The organism is Bradyrhizobium sp. S3.12.5 (assembly GCF_040548225.1).
Classification (GTDB): Bacteria; Pseudomonadota; Alphaproteobacteria; order Rhizobiales; family Xanthobacteraceae; genus Bradyrhizobium; species Bradyrhizobium cytisi.
In genome coordinates this window covers 93,809-117,454 of the sequence record NZ_JBEPRF010000024.1, presented here as the reverse complement: position 1 = coordinate 117,454, position 23,646 = coordinate 93,809, and the positions used below count along the sequence as shown (strand labels likewise).

The 23,646-nt window shown below is 64.1% G+C and carries 21 protein-coding genes; 9 read left to right on the top strand and 12 right to left on the bottom strand.

Translation table 11 applies throughout. The features are described from left to right. Positions 1 to 324: 324 nt before the first annotated feature. The 5 genes from ABIC09_RS29820 to sdhC all read right to left on the bottom strand — a co-directional run bounded on the left by ABIC09_RS29820 (position 325) and on the right by sdhC (position 6,129). Complete coding sequence (locus ABIC09_RS29820) at positions 325 to 2,478, bottom strand: hybrid sensor histidine kinase/response regulator family protein (protein ID WP_354111482.1); 2,154 nt, start codon at positions 2,476 to 2,478, stop codon at positions 325 to 327. A 190-nt stretch (positions 2,479 to 2,668) separates the two neighbouring features. Continuing rightward, the gene (locus tag ABIC09_RS29815; protein WP_148756056.1) at positions 2,669 to 3,451 is read right to left on the bottom strand and encodes a succinate dehydrogenase iron-sulfur subunit; all 783 of its coding nucleotides are present in this window, start codon (positions 3,449 to 3,451) and stop codon (positions 2,669 to 2,671) included. A 24-nt stretch (positions 3,452 to 3,475) separates the two neighbouring features. Further along, the gene (sdhA, locus tag ABIC09_RS29810) at positions 3,476 to 5,326 is read right to left on the bottom strand and encodes a succinate dehydrogenase flavoprotein subunit (protein ID WP_354085967.1); all 1,851 of its coding nucleotides are present in this window, start codon (positions 5,324 to 5,326) and stop codon (positions 3,476 to 3,478) included. A 3-nt stretch (positions 5,327 to 5,329) separates the two neighbouring features. Further along, positions 5,330 to 5,704 (bottom strand): succinate dehydrogenase, hydrophobic membrane anchor protein, encoded by a 375-nt coding sequence (gene sdhD, locus ABIC09_RS29805; protein ID WP_187435438.1) that lies wholly within the window; start codon positions 5,702 to 5,704, stop codon positions 5,330 to 5,332. 26 nt (positions 5,705 to 5,730) lie between these two features. Next, a complete protein-coding gene (gene sdhC / locus ABIC09_RS29800) occupies positions 5,731 to 6,129 on the bottom strand; it encodes a succinate dehydrogenase, cytochrome b556 subunit (RefSeq protein WP_148756059.1) in 399 nt (132 codons plus the stop codon). 510 nt (positions 6,130 to 6,639) lie between these two features. Between sdhC and ABIC09_RS29795 the strand changes: the two genes are divergently transcribed. Continuing rightward, positions 6,640 to 7,500: a sulfite exporter TauE/SafE family protein gene (locus ABIC09_RS29795; protein WP_354111481.1), complete on the top strand. Its 861-nt coding sequence runs from the start codon at positions 6,640 to 6,642 to the stop codon at positions 7,498 to 7,500. Between the two features lie 150 nt (positions 7,501 to 7,650). Here ABIC09_RS29795 and ABIC09_RS29790 read toward each other — a convergent pair whose 3' ends face one another. Next, the gene (locus ABIC09_RS29790) at positions 7,651 to 9,180 is read right to left on the bottom strand and encodes a malonate--CoA ligase (RefSeq protein WP_354111480.1); all 1,530 of its coding nucleotides are present in this window, start codon (positions 9,178 to 9,180) and stop codon (positions 7,651 to 7,653) included. 95 nt (positions 9,181 to 9,275) lie between these two features. Between ABIC09_RS29790 and ABIC09_RS29785 the strand changes: the two genes are divergently transcribed. From ABIC09_RS29785 to ABIC09_RS29770, 4 genes are all read left to right on the top strand, one after another. Then, positions 9,276 to 10,037 carry an SDR family oxidoreductase gene (locus tag ABIC09_RS29785; protein WP_354111479.1) on the top strand — a complete coding sequence of 254 codons (762 nt, stop codon included), beginning with the start codon at positions 9,276 to 9,278 and terminating at the stop codon, positions 10,035 to 10,037. Positions 10,038 to 10,347: 310 nt separating this feature from the next. Continuing rightward, positions 10,348 to 10,902 carry a fasciclin domain-containing protein gene (locus ABIC09_RS29780; protein WP_354111478.1) on the top strand — a complete coding sequence of 185 codons (555 nt, stop codon included), beginning with the start codon at positions 10,348 to 10,350 and terminating at the stop codon, positions 10,900 to 10,902. A 183-nt stretch (positions 10,903 to 11,085) separates the two neighbouring features. Further along, positions 11,086 to 11,715 carry a cytochrome b/b6 domain-containing protein gene (locus ABIC09_RS29775; RefSeq protein ID WP_354111477.1) on the top strand — a complete coding sequence of 210 codons (630 nt, stop codon included), beginning with the start codon at positions 11,086 to 11,088 and terminating at the stop codon, positions 11,713 to 11,715. Between the two features lie 15 nt (positions 11,716 to 11,730). Continuing rightward, positions 11,731 to 12,513: a molybdopterin-binding protein gene (locus ABIC09_RS29770; RefSeq protein ID WP_354111476.1), complete on the top strand. Its 783-nt coding sequence runs from the start codon at positions 11,731 to 11,733 to the stop codon at positions 12,511 to 12,513. Here the strand turns inward: ABIC09_RS29770 and ABIC09_RS29765 are convergent. Then, positions 12,500 to 13,699, bottom strand: coding sequence for a YbfB/YjiJ family MFS transporter (locus ABIC09_RS29765; RefSeq protein WP_354111475.1), 1,200 nt, complete (start codon positions 13,697 to 13,699; stop codon positions 12,500 to 12,502). The two genes, ABIC09_RS29770 and ABIC09_RS29765, sit on opposite strands and share 14 nt — an antisense overlap. A gap of 263 nt (positions 13,700 to 13,962) precedes the next feature. Here ABIC09_RS29765 and leuB point away from each other — a divergent pair, with 263 nt between their 5' ends. Then, positions 13,963 to 15,075, top strand: a complete 1,113-nt coding sequence (leuB, locus tag ABIC09_RS29760; RefSeq protein ID WP_354111474.1) for a 3-isopropylmalate dehydrogenase — start codon at positions 13,963 to 13,965, stop codon at positions 15,073 to 15,075. A 174-nt stretch (positions 15,076 to 15,249) separates the two neighbouring features. Here leuB and ABIC09_RS29755 read toward each other — a convergent pair whose 3' ends face one another. Together ABIC09_RS29755 and ABIC09_RS29750 are read right to left on the bottom strand one after the other, a co-directional pair. Then, complete coding sequence (locus tag ABIC09_RS29755; protein ID WP_148756069.1) at positions 15,250 to 15,636, bottom strand: hypothetical protein; 387 nt, start codon at positions 15,634 to 15,636, stop codon at positions 15,250 to 15,252. Between the two features lie 156 nt (positions 15,637 to 15,792). Continuing rightward, positions 15,793 to 16,593, bottom strand: coding sequence for a hypothetical protein (locus ABIC09_RS29750; RefSeq protein ID WP_354085975.1), 801 nt, complete (start codon positions 16,591 to 16,593; stop codon positions 15,793 to 15,795). Between the two features lie 116 nt (positions 16,594 to 16,709). On the opposite strand from ABIC09_RS29750, the gene ABIC09_RS29745 reads away from it, so the two are divergent. Then, on the top strand, positions 16,710 to 17,744 hold the full coding sequence (locus tag ABIC09_RS29745) for an aspartate-semialdehyde dehydrogenase (protein ID WP_354031145.1): 1,035 nt from the start codon (positions 16,710 to 16,712) through the stop codon (positions 17,742 to 17,744). Between the two features lie 195 nt (positions 17,745 to 17,939). Here ABIC09_RS29745 and ABIC09_RS29740 read toward each other — a convergent pair whose 3' ends face one another. After that, positions 17,940 to 18,584 (bottom strand): carbonic anhydrase, encoded by a 645-nt coding sequence (locus tag ABIC09_RS29740; protein ID WP_354111473.1) that lies wholly within the window; start codon positions 18,582 to 18,584, stop codon positions 17,940 to 17,942. A gap of 110 nt (positions 18,585 to 18,694) precedes the next feature. On the opposite strand from ABIC09_RS29740, the gene ABIC09_RS29735 reads away from it, so the two are divergent. Beyond that, on the top strand, positions 18,695 to 19,576 hold the full coding sequence (locus ABIC09_RS29735) for an HpcH/HpaI aldolase/citrate lyase family protein (protein ID WP_354111472.1): 882 nt from the start codon (positions 18,695 to 18,697) through the stop codon (positions 19,574 to 19,576). Between the two features lie 108 nt (positions 19,577 to 19,684). Beyond that, positions 19,685 to 21,403, top strand: coding sequence for a caspase family protein (locus ABIC09_RS29730; protein ID WP_354111471.1), 1,719 nt, complete (start codon positions 19,685 to 19,687; stop codon positions 21,401 to 21,403). 248 nt (positions 21,404 to 21,651) lie between these two features. Here the strand turns inward: ABIC09_RS29730 and ABIC09_RS29725 are convergent, their stop codons facing one another. Then, positions 21,652 to 22,473: an LssY C-terminal domain-containing protein gene (locus tag ABIC09_RS29725; protein ID WP_354111470.1), complete on the bottom strand. Its 822-nt coding sequence runs from the start codon at positions 22,471 to 22,473 to the stop codon at positions 21,652 to 21,654. Between the two features lie 297 nt (positions 22,474 to 22,770). Further along, positions 22,771 to 23,556 (bottom strand): glycosyltransferase family 32 protein, encoded by a 786-nt coding sequence (locus tag ABIC09_RS29720; protein WP_354111469.1) that lies wholly within the window; start codon positions 23,554 to 23,556, stop codon positions 22,771 to 22,773. Between the last annotated feature and the right edge of the window lie 90 nt (positions 23,557 to 23,646).

Here is a 23,646-nt window from a genome sequence, read left to right as displayed (position 1 = left end):
GTTGCAGGCGGCGCATGCATAGCCGGTTTTGCCGGGGACTCCAACGCTCCATCACAGCTGTCGTCCCGGGTCGCGAAGCGAACCCGGGATCCATAACCACAGGGAGCCGTGTGGCGCGGGAATCCCGCTCCGAGACTTCGCCAAACTGCGTCCTGTGGGTATCACGACGAGCGCAAGCGCTCGCGCGGGGATCCCGGATCTGCGCTCCGCTTCGCTGCGCTTGTCCGGGATGACGGAGAGAGGTCGCGCCGCCTTTTTCGCCACCGGCTTGCGCAAGGGCAAACGCAAGCTGCTCGGCCGCTTCCTGCGTGCGGCAGGGTCCAGTCACTCCGCGGCGCCGTCGCGCACCCGTTTCAGCCGCGCTGCGTGGTGCAGGACGCGCGACAGCTCTTCGATCGAGTAGGGCTTTTGCACGAGATCGAAGCCGGCGACGCCGCCTTGCGACAGCGCCTCGCTATAGCCCGTGGTCAGCACGATCGGCACGCTGATGCAGCGATCGCGGATCGCCTGCGCGAGATCGAGGCCGGTCATCCCTGGCATGACGACGTCGGAGAATACGACATCGAAGCGATCGGGGTCGCCGACCAGCTCGGTGAGCGCGTCGGTGGCGTTGTCGACCAGCGTGATGCTGTAGCCGAGCTCGGTCAGGCCGTCGGCGGCGAAATTGCCGAGCTCAATATTGTCCTCGACGACCAGCACCGACATGCCGCTGCCCGCCACGGCCGGTGCGGTGGTCGGCGCCTGGCTTCGGGGCAAGAGATTCGCCGGCACGCGCGGCAGATAGAGCAAGAAGGTGCTGCCCTGGCCGACCTCGCTCACGACGGTTACCTCGCCGCCGGATTGCCGGGCGAAGCCGAACACCTGCGACAGGCCGAGGCCGGTGCCCTGCCCGACCCGCTTGGTGGTGAAGAACGGCTCGAAGATGCGGCCCAATTGTGCGGCGGGAATACCGATGCCGCTATCGCTGACGGCGACGCAGACGAACCCAGGATTTTTCAAGGTCTGGCCGCCCGAGAGCTGCGCGAGCGTGTCCGGAACATTCGTCGCCGCGTGCACGGTGAAGACGATCCGGCCCTTGCCCTGCATGGCGTCGCGCGCGTTGGTCGCCATGTTGATGATGGCCGTCTCGAACTGGCCGGCATCGGCATTGACGAGGCAGGGCTCGGCCGGCAGCCGCGTGACGATTTCGATTGCCGGTCCGAGCAGTGTGGCGAGCATGTCGCGCAGCGACTGCATGCGATCGCCGATGTCGAACACTTCGGGCTTCAAGGTCTGGCGCCGCGCGAAGGCCAGGAGCTGCGAGGTCAGCTTGGCGGCGCGCGCGACCGCCTCCGCAATCGCCGTGATGTAGCGCTGCCGCCGCTCCTCGCTCAGTTGCGGCCGGTTCAGGAGATCGACGGACGCACGGATCACGGTCAGGAGGTTGTTGAAGTCGTGCGCGACGCCGCCGGTGAGCTGGCCCAGCGCCTCCAGCCGCTGGCTGTGCTTGAGCGCCTCCTCGGCTTCGCGCCGCTTGGCCGCCTCGGCCTGGAGATGCTGGGTGCGCCGGAAGGCGAAGGCCAGCAGGATGAACAGCAGCGCGGTGGCGGGCACGCCGAACACCAGGTGCTGGCTCATGGTGGCGAGCCAGCGCGCGCGGATCGCCGAGGTCTCGAGGCCGGCGCTGACATAGATCGGATATTCGGCGACGCGCCGGTAGCCGATGCGCCGCTCGATCCCGTCCGAGGGCCAGGCGATGGTCATCAGTCCATGATCGGGATGGGCTGCGATGCTCCGCCCGACTGCACCGTTCGGATCGAGCCGGAGCTCGCGATCGAGCCGCGGGAAATGCGCCAGCAACACGCCGTCGGTGCGCCCCATCGCAAAGAAGCTGCCGGGATCGGTGCCGATCCTCGCGTAAAAGCTCTCGAAATATTCCGGCAGCACAGACGCCTGGATCACGCCGGTGAAGCTGCCATCATCGGAGTTGCGGCGGCGGCTGACGCCGAAGAAGCGTGCGCCCTGGTAGGGTGGCCGCGGCGTCAGGGAGGCACCGATAAAGGTGCCGATGCTCTGGTCGACATGGGCATAGAAGTAGTCGCGATCGGCAAAACTCTGATCCGGCGGCGGTGACGCCAGGCTGTTGACCAGTGGCTTTCCGTTGGCATCGAAGATCCAGGCCGATTTGAGCTGCGGCAGCGCGTCGGTCAGCTGCTTCAGGCGCCGGTGCAGCGCCGGTTCCCGCGACCGGATGACATCGTCGGGAAGGTCGCGCACGACCTCGTTGAGCTCGGCGAGGCTGCGATCGATGGTCTCGAACACCTTGAGTGCGTGTTCATGGGCGACATCGAGCGTGCGCTCGATCTCACGGTCGGCGATGTCGAGCGTCGAATTGTAGGAGATGATGGAGGCGATGGCGAACAGCGCAATGGGCAGCGCCAGGGATGCGGCCATCATCCACTGCAACAGTCTCAGCGAGTTGCGTTGTGCGCCCTGCACGGTCGCTCCGGTCCCCCGGCCGGAAGCTTACTAGACTCTCTCGCTGGGAAGGAAGCGTCTTGTGGTTTGAACCGGAGGTTGTAGCTTGCCGATTCGCCCGCGGCACGGGTTGGGGTGAATTTTACCCAAAATCGCCCCAACGACAGAATGTCCCGGGCATTTCGGCCCGGGATCGCAGCACGAATGACGCCTAGATCTGGCGCTCGACCATCTTGAGCTTGAGCTCGGCGATGGCTTCCGCCGGGTTGAGGCCCTTCGGGCAGGCCTTGGCGCAGTTCATGATGGTGTGGCAGCGGTAGAGCCGGAACGGATCCTCGAGATTGTCGAGCCGCTCGCCGGTGGCCTCGTCGCGCGAATCCGACACCCAGCGGTTGGCCTGGAGCAGCGCCGCGGGACCGAGATAGCGGTCGCTGTTCCACCAATAGCTCGGGCAGGAGGTCGAGCAGCAGGCGCACAGGATGCACTCGTAGAGGCCGTCGAGCTTCTCGCGGTCCTCGTGGCTCTGGCGCCATTCCTTCTGCGGCGTCGGCGAGGTCGTCTTCAGCCACGGCTCGATCGAGGCGTACTGCGCGTAGAAATTGGTGAGGTCAGGAACGAGGTCCTTCACCACCGGCTGATGCGGCAGCGGATTGATCTTCACCGCGCCGTCCTTCACGTCGTGCATCGAGCGCGTGCACGCCAGCGTGTTCTGGCCGTCGATGTTCATGGCGCAGGAACCGCAGACGCCTTCGCGGCAGGAGCGGCGGAAGGTCAGCGATGGGTCGATGTGGTTCTTGATCCAGATCAGGCCGTCCAGCACCATCGGACCGCAATCATTGGTATCGACGTAATAGGTGTCGACGCTCGGATTCTTGCCGTCGTCCGGATTCCAGCGATAGACGCGGAATTCGCGAAATTCGGTCGCGCCCGGGGGCTTCGGCCAGGTCTTGCCGCCTGATATCTTGGAGTTCTTCGGAAGTGCGAATTCAACCATTTCGATAAGGCTTTCGCTGTTCGCTCAGTACACGCGCGCTTTGGGCGGGATGTACTGCACGTCGTTGGTCATGGTGTAGTCGTGAACCGGGCGGTACTCGATCTTGACCTTGCCGTTGTCCTCCAGCCAGGCCAGCGTGTGCTTCATCCAGTTCTTGTCGTCGCGCGCGGAGAAGTCCTCGCGCGCATGCGCGCCGCGGCTCTCGGTGCGGTTGGCGGCCGAATTCATCGTCACCACCGCTTGCGCGATCAGATTGTCGAATTCGAGCGTCTCGACGAGATCCGAATTCCACACCAGCGAGCGGTCGGACACGGCGATATCGGTGATGCCGCTGTGGACCTTCTCGATCAGGTTCTGGCCTTCGCTCAGGATGTCGCCGGTGCGGAACACGGCGCAGTTATTCTGCATCACGTGCTGCATGCCTTCGCGCAGCTTTGCCGTCGGCGTGCCGCCGGAGGCGTAGCGGTAATGGTCGAGGCGGCCGAGCGCGAGGTCGGACGAGTTCGCCGGCAGCTCGGGCTGCTTGCCGTTCGGCGTCAGCTTCTCGGCAAGACGCAGTGCAGCCGCGCGGCCGAACACGACGAGGTCGATCAGCGAGTTCGAGCCGAGGCGGTTGGCGCCGTGCACGGAGACGCAAGCGGCCTCGCCGATCGCCATCAGGCCGGGGATGATGGCGTTATCGTCGCCATCCCTCTTGGTCAGCACTTCGCCGTGATAGTTCGTCGGGATGCCGCCCATGTTGTAGTGCACGGTCGGCACGATCGGGATCGGCTCGCGCGTCACGTCGACATTGGCGAAAATCTTGGCGGATTCGGAGATGCCCGGCAGGCGCTCGGCGAGCACTGCGGGATCGAGATGGTCGAGATGAAGGAAGATGTGGTCCTTCTTCTTGCCGACGCCGCGCCCCTCCCGGATCTCGATGGTCATCGCGCGCGAGACGACGTCGCGTGACGCCAGGTCCTTTGCGGACGGCGCATAGCGCTCCATGAAGCGCTCGCCCTCGGAGTTGACGAGATAGCCGCCTTCGCCGCGCGCGCCTTCGGTGACGAGGCAGCCTGAGCCGTAGATGCCGGTCGGGTGGAATTGCACGAACTCCATGTCCTGCATCGGCAGGCCGGCGCGCAGCACCATGCCGCCGCCGTCGCCGGTGCAGGTGTGTGCCGAGGTGCAGGAGGCGTAGGCGCGGCCGTAGCCGCCGGTCGCGAGGATCACGGTCTGGGCGCGGAAGCGGTGCAGCGTGCCGTCATCGAGCTTGAGCGCGACGACGCCGCGGCAGGTGCCCTGGTCGTCCATGATCAGGTCGATGGCGAAGAACTCGATGAAGAACTCGGCCGCGTGGCGCAGCGACTGGCCGTACATCGTGTGCAGCATGGCGTGGCCGGTGCGGTCGGCGGCGGCGCAGGTGCGCTGCGCCTGGCCCTTGCCGTAGTCCATGGTCATGCCGCCGAACGGACGCTGGTAGATCTTGCCGTCTTCGGTGCGCGAGAACGGCACGCCCCAATGCTCGAGCTCGTAGACCGCCTCGGGCGCGTTGCGCACCATGTATTCGATCGCATCCTGGTCGCCGAGCCAGTCCGACCCCTTCACGGTGTCGTACATGTGCCAGCGCCAGTCGTCCTTGTGCATGTTGCCGAGCGAGGCCGAGATGCCGCCCTGTGCCGCAACCGTGTGCGAGCGCGTCGGAAAAACTTTGGTGATGCAGGCCGTCCTCAGGCCGGCCTCGCTGCAGCCGACCACGGCGCGCAGGCCCGCGCCGCCGGCGCCGACCACGACGACGTCATAGGTGTGGTCCTCGATCGGATAGGCTTTTCCGTTGGTGGCGGGAGCGGCGTTGCCCTTGCCATTCGTCTCTGTGGCCGATCTTCCGGTTGTCATGGGTTACACTCCGGATGAAAGTTGGAGAATCGCGTAGATCGAGGCGAGCGCAACCGCGGCCGCGAAGAAATTGTTGAGCATGATCGAGATGAGCTTCAGCTTCTCGTTATGCACGTAATCCTCGATCACGACCTGCATGCCGATCTTCATGTGCCAGGCGCTGGCGACGATGAAGAGCAGCATGATGATGGCGACCGGCAGCGAGCCGAGGATCTGCTTGGCGCCGGCCTGATTGCGGCCGAGCAACATCATGATGATGACCAGCACCGGGATCATCAGCAGCGTCATCGCCACCGCCGTGAGGCGCTGTCGCCAGAAGTCGGATGTGCCGGAATGCGCAGCGCCGAGGTTGCGGACGCGGCCGAGCGGAGTGCGCATGCTGCGCTTCGGGGTATCGGCTGTGCTCACCGTCCACCTCCGATCGCGTAGGCAATGATCCAGACCAGCACCGTTAGGGCGATGCCGCCGATCAGTGCGCCCCAGGTCAGCGCTTCACGCTCATTGGCCTTGAATCCATAGCCGAGATCCCAGACGAAGTGCCGGATGCCGCTGAGCATATGGTGCATCAGCGCCCAGGTGTAGCCGAACACGATCAGCCGGCCGATGATGCTGCCGGTGAAGCCCTGGACGTGGGCGTAGGCGGCAGGACCCGAGGCGGCTGCGATCAGCCACCAGGCCAGCAGCAGGGTTCCGAAGTACAGGGCAATACCGGTGGCGCGATGGACGATGGACAGCGCCATCGTCAACGTCCAGCGGTAGACTTGCATGTGTGGTGAAAGCGGTCGTTCGATCCGTGCGGTCATGGGCTTTTGATGTCTATTGCGGCCCAGCAGGGGGCACGCGGGGATCGCGAAAGGTCGGCTCTATTTACGGAGTCGATTTGGCCTGCGCAATCACCAAATCGACATAAATCGAACCATCGTTCAGCTCTACGGCGTTGATGCGACAAGCCAATCAGGGGCTTGGTATACCACGGCGATGGTGCACCGGCCAAGGATAGAATATAAATTCATCTTTTGGGGCGACCGTCGAGGCGCATTGAAATCACTATTGGAACGGCTCCAAGCCGCCGACCGGCTGCCACCGTTCGAACCAGGCAGTTCATGATGTCCCGGCACCGCGCGGCCGGACGATGCGCCGTTTCCAATTTCCGCCTTGCGCATCGATTTTCCGTCAGGCGGCGGATATGCGCACCCTGCATTCCACCCCAGCCGGGAGGCGTGGCGTGTCGACCATGCAAATCGGATCGCCTACAGATTGTTGCGCAGCTCATTCCGAACGGACGAACCGGAGAAGCTGCGGGGCAGGTCCGGGTGATTGCAGGTCTCGATATCGCGGAAATCGTGGAGCTCGCGCTGCTGCTGATCGCAGTCGGCGCGCTCTCCGGATTTCTCGCCGGTGTGTTCGGCATCGGCGGCGGCGCGATTCTCGTGCCGGTGTTCTACGAATGCTTCCGCCTCGCCGGCGTGCCGCTCGAGGTGCGCATGCCGCTCTGCGTCGGCACCTCGCTAGCCGTGATCATCCCGACATCGATCCGTTCGTTCCAGGCCCATTACAAGCGCGGAGCGGTCGATATGTCGATCCTGCGCGTGTGGTGGCTGCCGATCCTGATCGGCGTCGTCGCCGGCAGCGTGGTCGCGCGTTACGCGCCGGAGCGGCTGTTCAAGATCGTGTTCGTTGGCGTCGCCTGGTCGGCCGCCGTGCGCCTGATCTTCGCGCGCGAGACCTGGAAGCTCGGCAACGATCTGCCAGAAGGGCCGTTGATGCGCATCTACGGCTTCTGCGTCGGCATTTTATCGACGCTGATGGGCATCGGCGGCGGCCTGTTCTCGAACCTGCTGATGACGTTTTACGGCCGGCCGATTCATCAGGCGGTCGCGACCTCGTCGGCGCTCGCAGTGCTGATCTCGATCCCCGGCGCGCTTGGCTACGTCTATGCGGGCTGGCCGGCCGCGGCGACCTATCCGGCCGTTGCGGCCCTGCAAATCCCGTTCGCGCTCGGCTATGTCTCGCTGATCGGCGCCGTGCTGGTGATGCCGATGAGTCTTGTGACCGCGCCGCTCGGTGTGAGAGCTGCGCACGCTATGTCGAAGCGCACGCTGGAGATGGCATTCGGCTGTTATCTGTTTATCGTCGGCAGCAGGTTCGTGATGAGTCTCGTGGGCGGACAGTAGTCGCCACAAAGTCCGTCATTCCGAGCGAAGCGAAGCAATCCAGAATTTCTCCGCGGCAGCAGTCTGGATTGCTTCGTCGCATCAGCGCAAAATTGCTTCGCAATTTTGTCGCGAGCTCCTCGCAATGACGGCGAGAGAGCAAAAGCCCCCTCATTTCTTCGCGTAAATATCCTTGTACGTATCCCGCAGCACGTTCTTCTGCACCTTGCCCATGGTGTTGCGCGGCAGCTCGTCGACGACGAAGACGCGCTTGGGCATCTTGAACTTTGCCAGGCGCCCGTCGAGCGCCTTCAGCACTGCGGCTTCGCTGACGTCAGCCCCCTTGTTGCAGACCAGCACCGCGGTGACGCCCTCGCCGAAATCGGCGTGCGGCACGCCGATCACGGCGGATTCGATCACGCCGGGCATGGCGTCGATCTCGCTCTCGATCTCCTTCGGATAGACGTTAAAGCCGCCGGAGATCACGAGATCCTTGCCGCGGCCGAGAATGTGGACGTAGCCCTTGTCGTCGATCTTGCCGAGGTCGCCGGTGATGAAGAAGCCGTCGGGACGGAATTCGGACTTGGTCTTCTCCGGCATGCGCCAATAACCTTTGAAGACGTTCGGGCCCTTGACCTCGATCACGCCGATCTCGTCGCGCGGCAGCTCCTTGCCGGTCTCGGGCTCGGTCACGCGCACGGTGACGCCGGGGAGCGGCAAGCCGACTGCGCCGGGCACGCGCTCGCCGTCATAGGGGTTCGACGTGTTCATGTTGGTCTCGGTCATGCCGTAGCGCTCGAGCACAGCATGGCCGGTGCGCGCCGACCATTCGCGATGGGTTTCGGCCAGCAATGGCGCCGAGCCCGAAATGAACAGCCGCATGTGTCTGGTCGTCTCGCGCGACAGCGCGGGGTTCTGCAGCAGCCGCGTATAGAACGTCGGCACGCCCATCAGCACCGTGGCGCGCGCCATCAGCTTGATGATAAGGTCCGGATCGAGCTTCGGCAGGAAGATCATCGACGCCCGCGCAAACAGCGTCACGTTGGTCGCCACGAACAGGCCGTGGGTGTGGTAGATCGGCAGCGCGTGGATCAGCACGTCCTTGTCGGTGAAGCGCCAATAGCCGACCAGCGAGAGCGAGTTCGACGCGAGATTGTCGTGGCTGAGCATCGCGCCCTTGGAGCGGCCGGTGGTGCCCGACGTGTAGAGGATCGCGGCGAGATCGTCGTTGGCACGCGAGACCGTCGCAAACTCGCTGCTCGCCGTCGCTGCGGCATCCGTCAGCGAGCCCTTGCCGTCAGGTCCAAGCGTCTCGACCTTGGCCTTCACCTTGGCGGCGATCGGGGCGAGGCCGTCGGCCTTGGAGGGATCGCAGACCACCAGCGAGGGCTCGGCGTCGCCGATGAAATAGTCGAGCTCGTTGAGCGTATAGGCGCTGTTGAGCGGCAGGTAGACCGCGCCGGCCCTGACCGTGCCGAGATACAGCACGATATTGGCGACGGATTTTTCCACCTGCACCGCGACACGGTCGCCGGGCTTCACGCCGCGCGCGACCAGCACATTCGCGATCTGCCCGGCCCGCGCGATCAGATCGCCATAGCTGATATGGGCGCCGTCCTGCGTTTCGATGGCGAGACGCTGGGGATTGTCCAGGCCGTCAAACAGGCGGGAAAACAGGTTGGCGTTGGCTGCTTGGTTCATGCAAGATTTCCTCGACCGCAAGACTGACAAGGCCGGTCAAAACCGAGGGCTGGATTAGCAAAAACCGCCCCGAAGAAGCAACGGAGACAGTTGGCATGGCAAAAAACGGGAAACGCGTGGCCTGGGTGACGGGCGGCGGCAGCGGGATCGGGGAGGCCGGCGCCGAGGCGCTCGCGGCCGACGGCTGGATCGTCGTGGTCTCCGGCCGCCGCAAGGATGCCCTGGAGACCGTGGCCGCGAAGATCACCAAGGCGGGCGGGGTGGCCGAGGCGCTGGCGCTGGACGTGTCAAGCGCCACTGAGGCCCAGAAGGCGGCCGATCAGATCGTCGCCAGGCACGGCCGGATCGACCTGCTCGTGAACAATGCCGGCATCAATGTCCCCAAGCGGAGCTGGAAGGACATGGAGCTGGACGGCTGGGACAGGCTGGTCCAGGTCAATCTCAACGGCGTGCTCTATTGCATGCGCGCGGTGCTGCCGACGATGCGCAAGCAGCAGGACGGCTCGATCATCAACGTCTCGTCATGGGCCGGCCGCCACGTCTCGAAAATGCCGGGCCCGGCCTACACCACGACCAAGCATGCGGTGCTGGCACTGACCCATTCCTTCAACATGGACGAATGCGTCAATGGCCTGCGCGCCTGCTGCCTGATGCCGGGCGAGGTGGCGACGCCGATCCTGAAGCTGCGCCCGGTGGTGCCGAGCGCGGAGGAGCAGGCGATGATGCTGCAGTCCGAAGATCTCGGCCGCACCATCGCCTTCATCGCGTCGATGCCGCCGCGCGTCTGCATCAACGAGCTCCTGATCAGCCCGACGCATAATCGCGGCTTCATCCAGACACCGTTGAGCAGGGATTGAGGCGCGGTCGGAGCCCCGAGTTCGTCATTGCGAGCGAAGCGAAGCAATCCAGAAATGTATCGGCGGAGGTAGTCTGGATTGCTTCGTCGCAAGGGCTCCTCGCAATGACGGCGGAGCCACTACACGAACTCCCCCGCCCATAGTTTCACGCATCACGATAAATTATTGCTCGAAACCGTTTCGCAGACGCTCCCGTAGTTCGGACCAACGACGCGTGACTGCTTCACGTCAAACTGTCGCAGGTGCCGTTGTTGCCCCAACGCAAACGCCGGCGGGCACACCGCTGGCCACAATCATCGGGAGTTTCTCCATGTTGAAGCGCATTGCCTATCTCACCGCCGCCGCCTTCAGCGCGCTGGCCATCACCGCGACAATCATCGCGCCGGCCCGCGCCGAGGAAAAGACCGTCATGGTTGGCGGCGCCGCGATGTTCCCCTCGAAGAACATCGTCCAGAATGCCGTCAACTCGAAGGACCACACCACGCTCGTGGCGGCGGTGAAGGCGGCCGGCCTGGTGCCGACGCTGGAAGGCAAGGGCCCGTTCACGGTGTTCGCGCCGACCAACGCCGCCTTCGGCAAGCTGCCGGCCGGCACTGTCGACACCCTGGTCAAGCCCGAGAACAAGGCGACCCTGACCAAGATCCTCACCTATCATGTGGTGGCCGGCAAGCTCGAGGCTTCCGACCTCACCGACGGCAAGAAGCTCAAGACCGTCGAGGGTGAGGAGCTCACGATCAAGAAGCAGGACGGCAAGGTCTGGATCGTCGACGCCAAGGGCGGCACCTCGATGGTGACGATCTCCAACGTCAACCAGTCCAACGGCGTGATCCATGTGGTCGACACCGTGCTGATGCCGGCGGCGTAACACCGCGAGGTCCGGTTTCATCCCCCAAACCGGATGCGACGAAACGGCGAGCCGGGGGTGCCCGGCTCGCTTTTTTGTGACCACCAGAGTCCGGCGGTATCGATTCGATGCCCGCAGGGGCGTAACGAAAGCGGAAGCATCGGCGTATAATCGGCATCAGACGACGTTCAGGACGGAACCATCATGGCAAGCCTCACAGTCACCGACGAGCACGTCGGGGCCACCCCGGCCAAAACGATCCAGCCGGTCTGGGTCCGGGTGATGCACTGGACCAACGCCGTCGCGATGATCCTGATGATCCTGTCGGGCTGGCAGATCTACAACGCCTCGCCACTGTTCGGCTTCAGCTTCCCGCGGGAGTACACGCTGGGCGGCTGGCTCGGCGGCGGCCTGCTCTGGCACTTTGCGGCGATGTGGCTCCTGATGATCAATGGCCTCGCCTATCTCATTACCGGTTTTGCCACCGGCCGCTTCGCCAAGAAGCTGCTGCCGATCACGCCATCTGGCGTGCTCCACGACGTCCGGGCTGCCCTGACCTTCAAGCTCAGCCATGACGATCTCAGCGTCTACAATTACGTGCAGCGCGCGCTCTATGCCGGCATCATCGTCGTCGGCGTGCTGATCGTGCTGTCCGGCCTGTCGATGTGGAAGCCGGTGCAGTTGCATTGGCTGGTGACGCTGTTCGGCGATTATCCGACCGCGCGCTACGTCCATTTCTTCTGCATGGCCGCGATCTGCGCCTTCATCGTCATTCACGTGCTGCTCGCGCTGCTGGTGCCGAAAAGCCTGCGCGCGATGATCATCGGTCGCTAGAGAGGGAGAGCAGATATGGCCAAGCGTTCATTCCTGATCCCCGGCGTCGACAAGCGGCTGCTGATCAAGGACTCCCTCAAGACCATGCCGGATGTCACCCGCCGCCGCTTCATCGCGGGCGGCGCCAGCCTCGGCGCGCTGACCTTGCTCACCGGCTGCGACGTGGTCGATTCCTCTTCGGCCGAAGCACTGCTGGCGAAGGTCTCGAAGTTCAACGACGCCGTGCAGGATTTCATCTTCAATCCCGACGCGCTGGCGCCGACGTTTCCCGAGAGCGCGATTACAAAGCCGTTCCCGTTCAACGCCTATTACGATCTCGACGACGCTCCGGACGTCGATGGCGACGCCTGGAAGCTCGAGGTGCGCGGTCTCGTCGACAACAAGAAGTCGTGGACGCTGCCGGAGCTCTACAAGCTGCCGCAGGTCACGCAAATCACCCGTCACATCTGCGTCGAGGGCTGGAGCGCAATCGGCAGCTGGACCGGCACGCCGTTGCGCGATTTCCTCAAGCTGATCGGCGCCGACACGCGCGCGAAATACGTCTGGTTCCAGTGCGCCGACAAGGACGGCTACAACTCGCCTTTGGACATGCGCACCGCGCTGCATCCACAGACGCAGATGACGTTCAGATACGCCAACGAAATCTTGCCGCGCGCCTACGGCTTTCCGATGAAGATCCGCGTGCCGACCAAGCTCGGCTTCAAGAACCCGAAATACGTGGTCTCGATGGAAGTCACCAACGACTACAAGGGCGGCTACTGGGAAGACCAGGGATATAATTCGTTTAGTGGGAGCTAGGTGTCGGCCCCACCTTGCGCTGGCACAACGCCGCCACCGCCCCCAACGCCAGCAACCCCGCCGAGACATTCAGCGCGTAACTCAGGCTCCCCAGCGCATCCGTGATCGCGCCGACCACGATCGGCCCGAGCGTCTGGCCGACGCCGAACGAGATCGTCATCGCCGCGATCGCGCGCGGCCACACCTCGGGCGGATAGTTGAAGCGGACAAAGGCCGTCGTCGAGCCGACCACGGCGAAGAAGGCGACGCCGAACACCACCGCCGAGGTTGCGAGCCACGCCGTCGAGTGTCCGAGCATCGGCAGGCCGGCGCCGATCGCATTGGTGCCGAGAATGATCGCGGTGGCGAGACCGCCGCGGTCGAGCGCGAGCACGCGACGCCAGGCCCAGGGCGTCACGAACGCACTCATGCCGATCAGGCCCCAGAATCCCGCCTGCGCCGCGGCTCCGCCGCCGCCATCGCGCACATAGGCGATCATGAAGGTCATGTAGGCGATGTAGCCGGCGCCGAACAGGAAGTAGGCGGCGAGATAGATCAGCACGGGACGAATCGCGAAGGCGGCGTGGCTGCCTTCGTGGAAACGCGCGCCGCTCTCGATCCGGACCAGGAACAGCGGCACGGTCATTGCGGCCGACAGTAATGTCAGCGCCCACCACACCATCCACCACGAGCCCGGCCCGAAATGCTGCAGGGTGAACGGCGCGATCAACCCGGAGGAAAGAATGCCGATGCCGGGGCCGGCATAAAAGAGACTCAGCAGGAAATTGGCCCGCTCGGGGCGCGACTGCGCGATGGTCGCAGCCAATGCGCCGCCGGCGACGAAGCCCGCCGCGGCGCCGACACCGAGCACCAGCCGCGCCAGGCTCAGCGCGATGAAATTCCCTGTCAGCGCGCAGGTCGCCAGCGCGGCGAGGCAGGCCAATGTTCCGCCGCGGATCGCCGCCGACCAGCCGACGCGCTGGATCAGCCGGGACGCTGCCAGCGCGCCCACGAGGTAGCCGACGGCGTTGATGGTGTTCATGAAACCGGCCGCCGAGTAGGACCAGCCGAGGTCCTCCCGCATGTCAGGCAGCACCAGCGCATAGGCAAAGCGGCCGATGCCGAGCCCGACGGTTGCGGCCAGCGACAGGGTCAGGATCAGCCGCGCGGGATGTGCGTCGGGTGGAGGGCGGTCAGGAGCGTGCAAGGGGTTCTCCGGCCGACGCAGTGTGGCAGGCCCCGCCCGCCTTGCACAGCGGCGCGGCGGCAATGGTGTCTTGCCAAGCGCGCAACGCCGCTCTAGCACTCCCGCCGACCTGTCATTCCGGGGCGCGCCTCTTGGCGCGAGCCCGGAATCCATTCCGCCACTTGCTGTGTGGCCCGATGGATTCTCTGATGCGCAATTGCGCATCATAGCTCGCTCGCTTTGCTCGCGCCCCGGAATGACAGAGGATCAAGAAGGAAACGACCATGGCGACCCACAAATTGCTGCTGCTCCCCGGCGACGGTATCGGCCCCGAGGTGATGGGCGAGGTGAAGCGGCTGATCGATTGGCTCAATTCGGCCGGGATCGCCAAATTCGAGACCGTTACCGGCCTCGTCGGCGGCTCGGCCTATGACGCCCACAAGGTGTCGATCTCCGAGGGCGACATGGCCAAGGCGCTGGCCGCCGACGCCATCATCTTCGGCGCGGTCGGCGGCCCGAAATGGGATGCGGTGCCCTACGAGGTGCGCCCCGAAGCCGGCCTGCTGCGCCTGCGCAAGGATCTCGCTTTGTTCGCCAACCTCCGCCCGGCCGTGTGTTATCCGGCGCTGGCCGATGCCTCCAGCCTGAAGCGCGAGGCGGTCGAAGGCCTCGACATCGTCATCGTGCGCGAGCTCACCGGCGGCGTCTATTTCGGCGAGCCCAAGACCATCACCGATCTCGGCAACGGCCAGAAGCGCGCCATCGATACCCAGGTCTACGACACCTATGAGATCGAGCGCATCGGCCGCGTCGCCTTCGAGCTTGCCAGGAAGCGCAACAACAAGGTGACGTCGATGGAGAAGCGCAACGTCATGAAGTCGGGCGTGCTCTGGAACGAGGTCATGACCCAGGTCCACAAGCGCGAATACCCTGACGTCACGCTCGAGCACCAGCTTGCTGACTCCGGCGGCATGATGCTGGTGAAGGCGCCGAAGCAGTTCGACGTCATCGTCACCGACAATCTGTTCGGCGACATGCTGTCCGACATCGCGGCGATGCTGACCGGCTCGCTCGGCATGCTGCCCTCGGCCTCGCTCGGCGAGGTCGACGTCAAGAGCAAGAAGCGCAAGGCGCTGTACGAGCCCGTGCACGGCTCGGCGCCCGACATTGCCGGCAAGGGCCTCGCCAATCCGATCGCGATGATCTCGTCGTTCGGCATGGCGCTGCGCTATTCCTTCGACATGGGCGCGCTCGCCGACAAGGTCGACGCCGCGATCGCCGCCGTGCTCGCCAGCGGACTGCGCACCGCCGACATCAAGTCGGAAGGCACCACCGCCGCCTCGACCACGCAGATGGGCGAAGCGATCCTGAAGGAATTGCAGAAGCTGCACGCGTAAGGCTGCATCGCAATCGTAGGGTGGGCAAAGCGGAAGCGTGCCCACCATTCTTATTGAGACTGCGCAGAGATGGTGGGCACGGCGCAAGGGCGCCTTTGCCCACCCTACAAGATCTCGCAAAAACAAAAAGGCCGGGCGTGAGCCCGGCCTTTTGATTCGGTCGCGACGTCCGCCTCAGTAGAGCGGGAAATTCTGCGGATAGCCGCCGAGATCGGCCGGCGTGGGCAGCGGCTGGCGATCGATCGGGCGGTTGTTGTTCTCGCGGGCGAAGGTCGGATAGCCGACGGCCGGCGGGAAGGCGTAGTCGCTGAACTTGCGGTCGCCCGGATTGACCTCGGTGCCGCCGTCGAGCCAGGAGCGCTTGCTCACATAGATACGGGTGCGGCCTTGCTGGTAGACCGCATTGGGGCCGCTCGGACCGTAAACGGGCCGGCCGCGATCGTCATAGCGCTGCTTGGTCCTGGTATCGGCCGAAGCCGGTGTCGCGAAGGCCATCGCAACCACGGCGCCCGCCGCAAGCAACGTCGCCAGTCTGTTCGCGGCAAAAAAATTCGAGCTCATCACGTCCCCTTCAGGCGGCAAGCCGCCAGTCGATTTCACCCCATACTAGCCCGGCTGGGGCGGTCGCAACTAGGTCAATTCAGTCACACCAGCCCGGAATAATCGTGCGTGCCGGCAAAAGTTGCATCGATACCAGTGACTTGAGCTTGATGCCGGTCAAAGCGCGCCGCGCAATTGTGCGTTGGCGGCGCCCAGCAGCCAGTCGGCGGAGCCTTGGGAGGAGCCTTGGGAATCGCAGGCGCGGCGCTTCAGCTCCGCATGGGCGAACAATTCCGCGAGCTTTGGCTCGTTGCCCGAGGCGAGCTGCGTCAGCCGGTTCAGGGTGCAGGCGATCGCCGCCCGCCGGGCCGGCATGGTGTCGCCCTGGCAGGAGAAGCCGGAGATCTGCAGCGCAGGCTCCTCGTTGCGCTTGAGGTAGCTGAGGCACGCCGGCGTCCCATCCGCTGTGCCTGATGGCCGGAACAGGGCGACGGGTCCGAATTTGGTGTCGATCAGGCCGGCCTGCTCGAGCGCGGTCGCCGCACCCAGGCCCATCTGGACGGCGAGGCCCGCGGTCGCCGGCCGCGTCACGTCGAATTCGCTGCCTTCCCGGTAGATCTCGAGCTCGGCCACGGGCTTGTCAGCAGCGCCGGTCCAGCGCATCACGTCGCGGCGACCGCCCTCAGGATGCCGTAGGATGGTGTAAGAGGCTGTTTTCTCGGATGAATCAAGCCGGTTGAGGGCAAAGGCCGGGTGCGAGCGCTCCGCGACAGCCCAGCCGGGCTTTTCCCCGGGCCCATCGTCGCGCAGATCCGGCAGCTGGCCGAGACCCGCAAGCGCGAGGATGGCAAACAGGGCGAGCGTCCCCACATAGGCAAGCAGGCGCGCCAGCGTGCCGACGACCTCGTCGGCGAAATTGGCGAGCGCCAGATGGATCTGGGTGGGGGTTGCGGCCGTGCCGGCCTCAGGCGACTGCATCCACGGCCTTCAGGCATGGTCCAACGTTGTCTTGAGGCCGGTTCTCGCATAGAAGCGCTGCTCTTCCTGTTTAAGCGTCAGCTTCAGGAACGGGCTTTTTCATCGGAGAGTGAACGATGGGTTACAAAGTCGCAGTCGTCGGCGCGACCGGCAATGTCGGACGGGAAATGCTCAATATCCTCGATGAGCGCAAATTTCCTGCGGACGAGGTCGTGGCCCTGGCGTCACGCCGCAGCATGGGCGTCGAGGTCTCCTATGGCGACCGCACCCTGAAGGTCAAAGCGCTCGAGCATTACGATTTCTCCGACGTCGACATTTGCCTGATGTCGGCGGGCGGCGAGGTGTCGAAGGAATGGTCGCCGAAGATCGGTGCCGCCGGCACCGTCGTCATCGACAATTCCTCGGCCTGGCGCATGGATCCGGACGTGCCGCTGATCGTGCCGGAAGTGAACGCCGACGCCACCAAGGGCTTCGCCAAGAAGAACATCATCGCCAACCCGAATTGCTCGACCGCGCAGCTCGTGGTCGCGCTGAAGCCGCTGCACGACAAGGCGACGATCAAGCGCGTCGTGGTCTCGACCTATCAATCGGTGTCGGGCGCCGGCAAGGACGCGATGGACGAGCTGTTCTCGCAGACCAAGGCCGTCTACACCAACCAGGAGCTGGTCAATAAGAAGTTTCCCACGCGCATCGCCTTCAACGTCATCCCCCACATCGACGTCTTCATGGAGGACGGCTACACCAAGGAAGAGTGGAAGATGATGGCGGAGACCAAGAAGATTCTTGATCCCAAGATCAAGCTCTCCGCCACCTGCGTGCGCGTGCCGGTGTTCGTCGGCCATTCCGAAGCCGTCAACATCGAGTTCGAGAACCCGATCAGCGCCGACGAAGCGCGCGACATCCTGCGCAAGTCGCCGGGCTGCCTCGTCATCGACAAGCAGGAGGCTGGCGGCTACGCCACGCCGTATGAAGCGGCCGGCGAGGACGCGACCTATATCAGCCGCATCCGCGAGGACGCGACGGTGGAGAACGGCCTCGTGCTGTGGTGCGTGTCGGACAACTTACGCAAGGGCGCAGCCCTCAATGCGATTCAGATCGCGGAAGTCCTGATCAACCGCAAGCTGATCAGCGCGAAGAAGAAGGCGGCGTAAGGCTTCGCTCACTCCTCTCGTCGTCCCGGATTTGCGCTTACGCTTGTCCGGGACGACGATCGCATTTGAGGCGGCAGTCCGTAGGGTGGGCAAAGCGAAGCGTGCCCACCACTTTCGTAACAACCGGAAAAGATGGTGGGCACGGCGCGTTGCGCCTTTGCCCACCCTACGAATTCGAGCCAAGCCGCGGAAGGCTTACGCCGCGTCGCGCACGCTTCTGAATTCCTTCGCCGCCTGGTCCAGCACGAACAACGTTCCCTCGGCGACGCCGAAATAGGCGCCGTGCAGCTGCATCTCGCCGCTCTCGGCCGCCTTGCGCACGAACGGGAACGTCATCAGGTTCTCCAGGCTGCGGAACACCGCGGCCTTCTCGATGCGCTCGACGAATTGCGCCATGGTCTCGCGGTCGCGCTGCTCGACCACTTCGCCCGGCTTGATGAACATCTGCATCCATTTGCCGATGAAGTCGCCGGGCGTCAGCGGCTCAATCTTGTCGACGAAGGCGCGGATGCCGCCGCATTGCGCGTGGCCGAGCACGACGATGTGCTTCACCTTGAGCACCTTCACGGCATATTCCAGCGCGGCCGAGACGCCGTGCGCGTTGCCGTCGGGCTGATACACCGGCACCAGATTGGCGATGTTGCGGACCACGAACAATTCGCCCGGGCCGACGTCGAAGATGGTTTCCGGCGCGACACGGCTGTCGCAGCAGCCGATCACCATCACTTCCGGGAACTGTCCCTTCACCGACAGCTCGCGATAGCGGTTCTGCTCGGCCGGCAGCCGCTGGGTGGCGAAGGCGTGGTAGCCTTCCAGCAAATGCTTCGGGAACGCGATCATGGCCTATGCCTAATCATATACCGATAGCGCGAACAAGCCTTTCGAATAGGCAGGCCAGGTGCTATCGGCTTCGGCCATAATAGAGACGAGCAAACCGGAAGGAACGTCGCATGACCCGCCCGCGCCGCAGCCATTTGTTCATGCCCGGCTCCAACCCCCGCGCCCTTGAAAAGGCGCGGATTGTCCCCGCCGACGGCCTCATCCTGGATCTCGAGGATTCCGTCGCCCCCGATGCCAAGGCGGTGGCGCGCGACGGCATCGCTGCCGCGATCGCCGCAAAAGGGTACGGCAAGCGCGAGATCCTGATCCGGACCAACGGCCTCGACACGCAATGGTGGGCCGATGACGTTGCGATGGCCGCCAAGGCCTCGCCCGACGGCATCCTGGTTCCGAAGGTCTCAAGTATCGAGGATCTCCAGACCATCGGCCGCCACCTCGCCGAGCTCGGCGCCGCGCCGACGGTGAAGGTCTGGGCCATGATCGAGACCGCGCGCGCGGTGCTGCATGCCGAGGAGCTGGCCGAAGCCGGCCGCGATCCGAAGACGCGCCTCTCCGGCTTCGTGTTCGGCCCGAACGACATCTCGCGCGAGACGCGGATCAAGATGCTGCCCGGCCGCGCCGCGATGATCCCGATGATCACCCATTGCATCCTGGCGACGCGCGCCCACGGCCTCGAGATTCTCGACGGCCCCTACAGCGACATCAACAATCCCGACGGCTTTGCCACCGAATGTGCGCAAGGCCGCGATCTCGGCTTCGACGGCAAGACGCTGATCCACCCCTCTCAGATCGAAGCCTGCAACGCCATCTTCACCCCGCCCGAGGAGGAAGTCGCGCGCGCCCGAAAGATCATCGCGGCGTTCGAGCTGCCGGAAAACGTCTCGCGCGGCGCGATCCGGCTGGATGGTGCGATGGTCGAGCGCCTGCACGCCGACATGGCGAAGCGCACGATCGAGATCGCGGACGCGATCGCGGCGATAGGGAAGGGCTAGTAAACGCAGTCACGCTCAAACGGAGCGAACATCGAGCCTGTTGCCGGAGTGCGGCGATTCCTTGGAATCTCATGATCCCGTCTTTTCCCGTTGCGGTGGTGAAAAGGGATGCTACGCTTCACCGATATTGATCCGGGCGAACATTTGATGCGTTTCTTTGGGGCGGCGATCCTTCTCGTCACATCACTTTGGTTCGGCCAGCCGGCGCTCGCGCAGCAGGCTCGAGTTGCGCTTGTCATCGGCAACGGCGCCTATGAGAAGGTGCCCGAGTTGGCGAATCCGACCCGCGATGCGGTGGACATCGGCCGCGCACTGGAGCGGCTCGATTTCAAGGTCACTCAGATCAAGAATGCGAACGCACAAGACATGAGGAAGGCCGTCGTCGAGTTCGGCCGCTCTGCCGAAGGAGCCGATCTCGCCGTCGTGTTTTACGCCGGGCACGGCATGGAGGTCGCCGGCGAGAACTGGCTGATCCCCGTCAGCGCGGAGTTGCGCAGCGATACCGACATCGAGAGCGAGGCCATCAGCCTGCGCTCGGTGAGCCTGCAGGTTTCGAAGGCACGGAAATTGGGCCTCGTGATACTCGATGCGTGTCGCAACAACCCCTTTGCCGCGAAGATGAAGCGCTCGATCAGCAACCGGGCCGTGGCTCGCGGACTCGCGCCGACCGAACCATCCGACAACGTTCTGATCGCGTATTCCGCTCGCGACGGGACCACGGCAAGCGATGGCGACGGCCGGAATAGCCCTTTCACGGCGTCGCTGCTGCGCCACATCGAAACACCGGGCCTCGAGATATCGTTTCTGTTTCGCCGGGTTCGCGACGACGTGATGGCGGCGACCAAGCGCGAACAGCAGCCTTTCGTGTATGGCTCGCTGTCGAAGGAAGAGATTTACCTGAAAGTGCCTGTCGCGGGCGCTCAGGCGCCGGCCGTGTCAACTCCGACACCTGTATCTGCGACTGCCGCGGAAGACGAGCAGTTCTGGCTGGCGATCCAGACATCGAACGTGGCAGGTCTCTACGAGGACTTTCTGATCAGGTATCCCCGCAGCAATTATGCCGCGGAAGCGCGGCAGCGGATCAAGAATCTCAAGGCCACCGAGGTTGCTGCGGTATCGGCTCCGACCGCCCTTGCGGCATCGGACGCGAGCGGACGTCAGGGGACGGATTCCAGGACCGCCGATCGAAATCTATTTACGCCCGAGGATAGCCAGAAAGTTGCGGCCGTCGCAGCAGCTCAGCAACTCATTTTGCCGAGTTTCACGATCGCGTCCAGCCAGGACGTCCCGCTCAAAGCCGCTTCCCGATTCGTTGGAGTGTGGTCCAACAAGCTTGGATGGTCGAATGGCAAGGGGCGCTATGCGATGCTGATCATCACGGATGTCTCTGATACGGGGTTGGCCAAGGGATATTATCTGTGGGGGCCGCCGACGAAGGGGTCGTGGGTGAAAGACCAGCCGGGCTACAGATCGTTCGCGGAGTATATCACCGACAATAAATTTTCGATCGACGGAACGCCAGTGTCGGTCAAGCTGGAGAAGAACGTCCTTGCGCTCTCTTCGGTGAATAAGAATTCTACGTCGGAGACGGCAAACATAGAGCTTCGACCGATCTGGCAGCTTGTGTCGATGCCGAAGGATACCGAGCCGGCAGCGAAGCAGGAGAGAAGCTCGCAGCCTCATGCCGCCAAGAGAGCAGACAAGACCGAATCAAGTGCTCCGGCGGGTGTCAGCGGGACGACGATGGAAGAGCGCTATCGCGCCTGTCGAAAGCTCGTGAAGGGATTCGCCCAGCGCGACGCGTGCGCCCGAAGGGGGGCGCTCTAACTCCGTCAGGCCATCGCCTCAGTGCGGTGCGACGTCTGCGCGATCGAGTGTTTCCGGCGTCGAAGCGTTGTTGCAACAGCCGCGGTAATTTTCAACGGCCGTGCCGGTGACCGGCTCCAGATTGCAGCGTGCCTTCTGATGGCACAGCGAGCAGACCGGCTCTATGTCGCGCAGCAGAAGCGCCTGCACGCCGACATGGCGCGCAGCACGATCGAGATGGCGGACGCGATCGCGGCGATGGGCAAGGGCTAGGGCGTGCCTGCGGCTTTCTGAGCGATGCCGTGCCATATGGCATCTTTCAGAGCGATGAGAGATGGCGGTGGAATGGTCGGCGGATCCGCAGGCCCATTTGCTGCTCCCGGCACCAGGACGGCAACGTGTATCTCGCCATCCGTGTAGTAGGGGTCGCCACCCCCGTTTCGGCCGAACAGAGTTGGGCCTATGCCCGAGATCTGAAAGAAACTGCCGACGACACGTGCCGCGCGCAAGTCGGCCATCAAGAGATCTCGCTCGGCATCGATGCTGGCCGCGATGTGATGGGTGACTTGTCCCGTGTCGTGGCTCAGGCCGACGCCCCGATCGAAAGTCGCCGAACCGAGCCAAACCGGGCGACCATCATCGCCCTTCTCAAGGGCCTTCCAGAATCGAACATGATTTCGCCGATCGGCGCTGCGCCCTGCCGGCTTCTCGAAAGCGTATTGCTCCTTCTTTCCAAGATAGTAGAGCGGGCTGACCGGAGCGCTCCGATATGGCCGATCCAGCACCACGCTTCCGATGATCTCGATGCTCGAGCGCAGCGTCACAGCATCGGCCGCAAACCATCCGGCCGCATTCATTGCGCGGACGACGTCCTCGTCGTTGCCAACAAGTCCAACGTTCAGGGGATCAGCAGGGATATCGTCCGACGTCCTGGTGATCATCGGCAACGAAGCGAGCCCAGCTTCGTGCTCGTGGTGAATCCACAAGGTGGGGACCAGAATGTAAGCCAGGGCCAGATAGGCGAACAGGATAACAGCCAAGCGGTAAGGCCATCGCCGTTTCCTCGTCTCGCTCTTGGCAAAATTAGTCATGCGATATCGTTCGAGCCAGGATACTCGACATCATACCAATCCGGCTCACTCAGTTCCAACGCTTATCGGACCCGCGTTAGCGCGGCGCGACGTCGGCGCGATCGAGTGAGCATTTGCGGCAGTTCGTGGCGTTAGCGATCGATCTCGTGTCCCGGACGCGCTGCAGCGTTCCCGGCGATGCGGAGCATCGTCCGGTACGCTGCTGCGCAGAGCCGGGACCCATCTCGCAGTGTTGCTGGGTCCCGGCCCTGCGGAGCGGCACTTCGCGCCGCACCGCGTCCGGGACACGAGGGAGAGCTACGAAAACCGCTCCGTCGCCCACGCATACAGGCTGCCCGGGATCGGCTTCTCGCCGCCGCGGCCCTTAGGCGAGATGTGCAGGCCGATGATCTCGGGGTCGGTGACGAGGCCGAGATAGCTCGAGGGATCGAAGAACAGTTTTGGCTCGGCGTGCACGGCGTAGAACGACTGCTTCGGCAGCGCGCATCTCAATTCGCCGGTGCGGCGCGCGAGCGCGGTCAGTGCCGCCGGCCCGAAGATCGCGACACGAATGTCCGACAGGCGATTCGAGCCGCCGCGCAGGCGGCGCATCAGGAAGGTGATGCGGTGGCGAACCGACAGCCAGTTCGGCGTCAGCTCCTCCTGCTCCATCAGCTCTTCGAAGGCCGCGACGATGCGGTGCTGCGGCGGCAGATAGATCACGGAATTGCCGAGCTGGCGTGGCCGCTCCCAGGCGAAGTACGGCTTTGCCGGATCGATCTCGGCGGGCTTGAGCAGCAGCACATCGGCATCGAGCCAGAGGCCGAGACCCTTCGCCATCAGCTTCATGCGGAAGAAGTCGCTGAACTGCAGCGTGGTCCAGTCGCGCCAGCTGCCGTCCGGCTGCGGCGGCCGCAGTCGCTCGGAGAACGCATGCGGCAGGATTGCCTCGGCATCGGCATTGCCGACGCCCGCCGGAAGACCAGGAATGGTGTCGAAGCTATAGACCGTGACCTTGTGGCCGGCAGCCAGCTGCGAGCGCAGACAGGTCTGGCGCAGCGCGTCCATCGGGCCATGCCAGAAGGTGACGATCTCGGGCAGCATGAGGGAAGCTTAGAGCATGATCCGGAAAAGTGTGCAGCGGTTTTCCGATAAGATCATGCTCGAACAGAAGCGGATATCGCGGGCAAAGAA

Coding starts and splice junctions, on each gene's coding strand:
- ABIC09_RS29815 (WP_148756056.1), bottom strand. CDS start 3,451: ATGGTTGAATTCGCACTTCCGAAGAACTCCAAGATATCAGGCGGCAAG.
- sdhA (WP_354085967.1), bottom strand. CDS start 5,326: ATGACAACCGGAAGATCGGCCACAGAGACGAATGGCAAGGGCAACGCC.
- sdhD (WP_187435438.1), bottom strand. CDS start 5,704: ATGCGCACTCCGCTCGGCCGCGTCCGCAACCTCGGCGCTGCGCATTCC.
- sdhC (WP_148756059.1), bottom strand. CDS start 6,129: ATGACCGCACGGATCGAACGACCGCTTTCACCACACATGCAAGTCTAC.
- ABIC09_RS29790 (WP_354111480.1), bottom strand. CDS start 9,180: ATGAACCAAGCAGCCAACGCCAACCTGTTTTCCCGCCTGTTTGACGGC.
- ABIC09_RS29785 (WP_354111479.1), top strand. CDS start 9,276: ATGGCAAAAAACGGGAAACGCGTGGCCTGGGTGACGGGCGGCGGCAGC.
- ABIC09_RS29780 (WP_354111478.1), top strand. CDS start 10,348: ATGTTGAAGCGCATTGCCTATCTCACCGCCGCCGCCTTCAGCGCGCTG.
- ABIC09_RS29775 (WP_354111477.1), top strand. CDS start 11,086: ATGGCAAGCCTCACAGTCACCGACGAGCACGTCGGGGCCACCCCGGCC.
- ABIC09_RS29770 (WP_354111476.1), top strand. CDS start 11,731: ATGGCCAAGCGTTCATTCCTGATCCCCGGCGTCGACAAGCGGCTGCTG.
- leuB (WP_354111474.1), top strand. CDS start 13,963: ATGGCGACCCACAAATTGCTGCTGCTCCCCGGCGACGGTATCGGCCCC.
- ABIC09_RS29755 (WP_148756069.1), bottom strand. CDS start 15,636: ATGAGCTCGAATTTTTTTGCCGCGAACAGACTGGCGACGTTGCTTGCG.
- ABIC09_RS29750 (WP_354085975.1), bottom strand. CDS start 16,593: ATGCAGTCGCCTGAGGCCGGCACGGCCGCAACCCCCACCCAGATCCAT.
- ABIC09_RS29745 (WP_354031145.1), top strand. CDS start 16,710: ATGGGTTACAAAGTCGCAGTCGTCGGCGCGACCGGCAATGTCGGACGG.
- ABIC09_RS29740 (WP_354111473.1), bottom strand. CDS start 18,584: ATGATCGCGTTCCCGAAGCATTTGCTGGAAGGCTACCACGCCTTCGCC.
- ABIC09_RS29735 (WP_354111472.1), top strand. CDS start 18,695: ATGACCCGCCCGCGCCGCAGCCATTTGTTCATGCCCGGCTCCAACCCC.
- ABIC09_RS29730 (WP_354111471.1), top strand. CDS start 19,685: ATGCTACGCTTCACCGATATTGATCCGGGCGAACATTTGATGCGTTTC.
- ABIC09_RS29725 (WP_354111470.1), bottom strand. CDS start 22,473: ATGACTAATTTTGCCAAGAGCGAGACGAGGAAACGGCGATGGCCTTAC.
- ABIC09_RS29720 (WP_354111469.1), bottom strand. CDS start 23,556: ATGCTGCCCGAGATCGTCACCTTCTGGCATGGCCCGATGGACGCGCTG.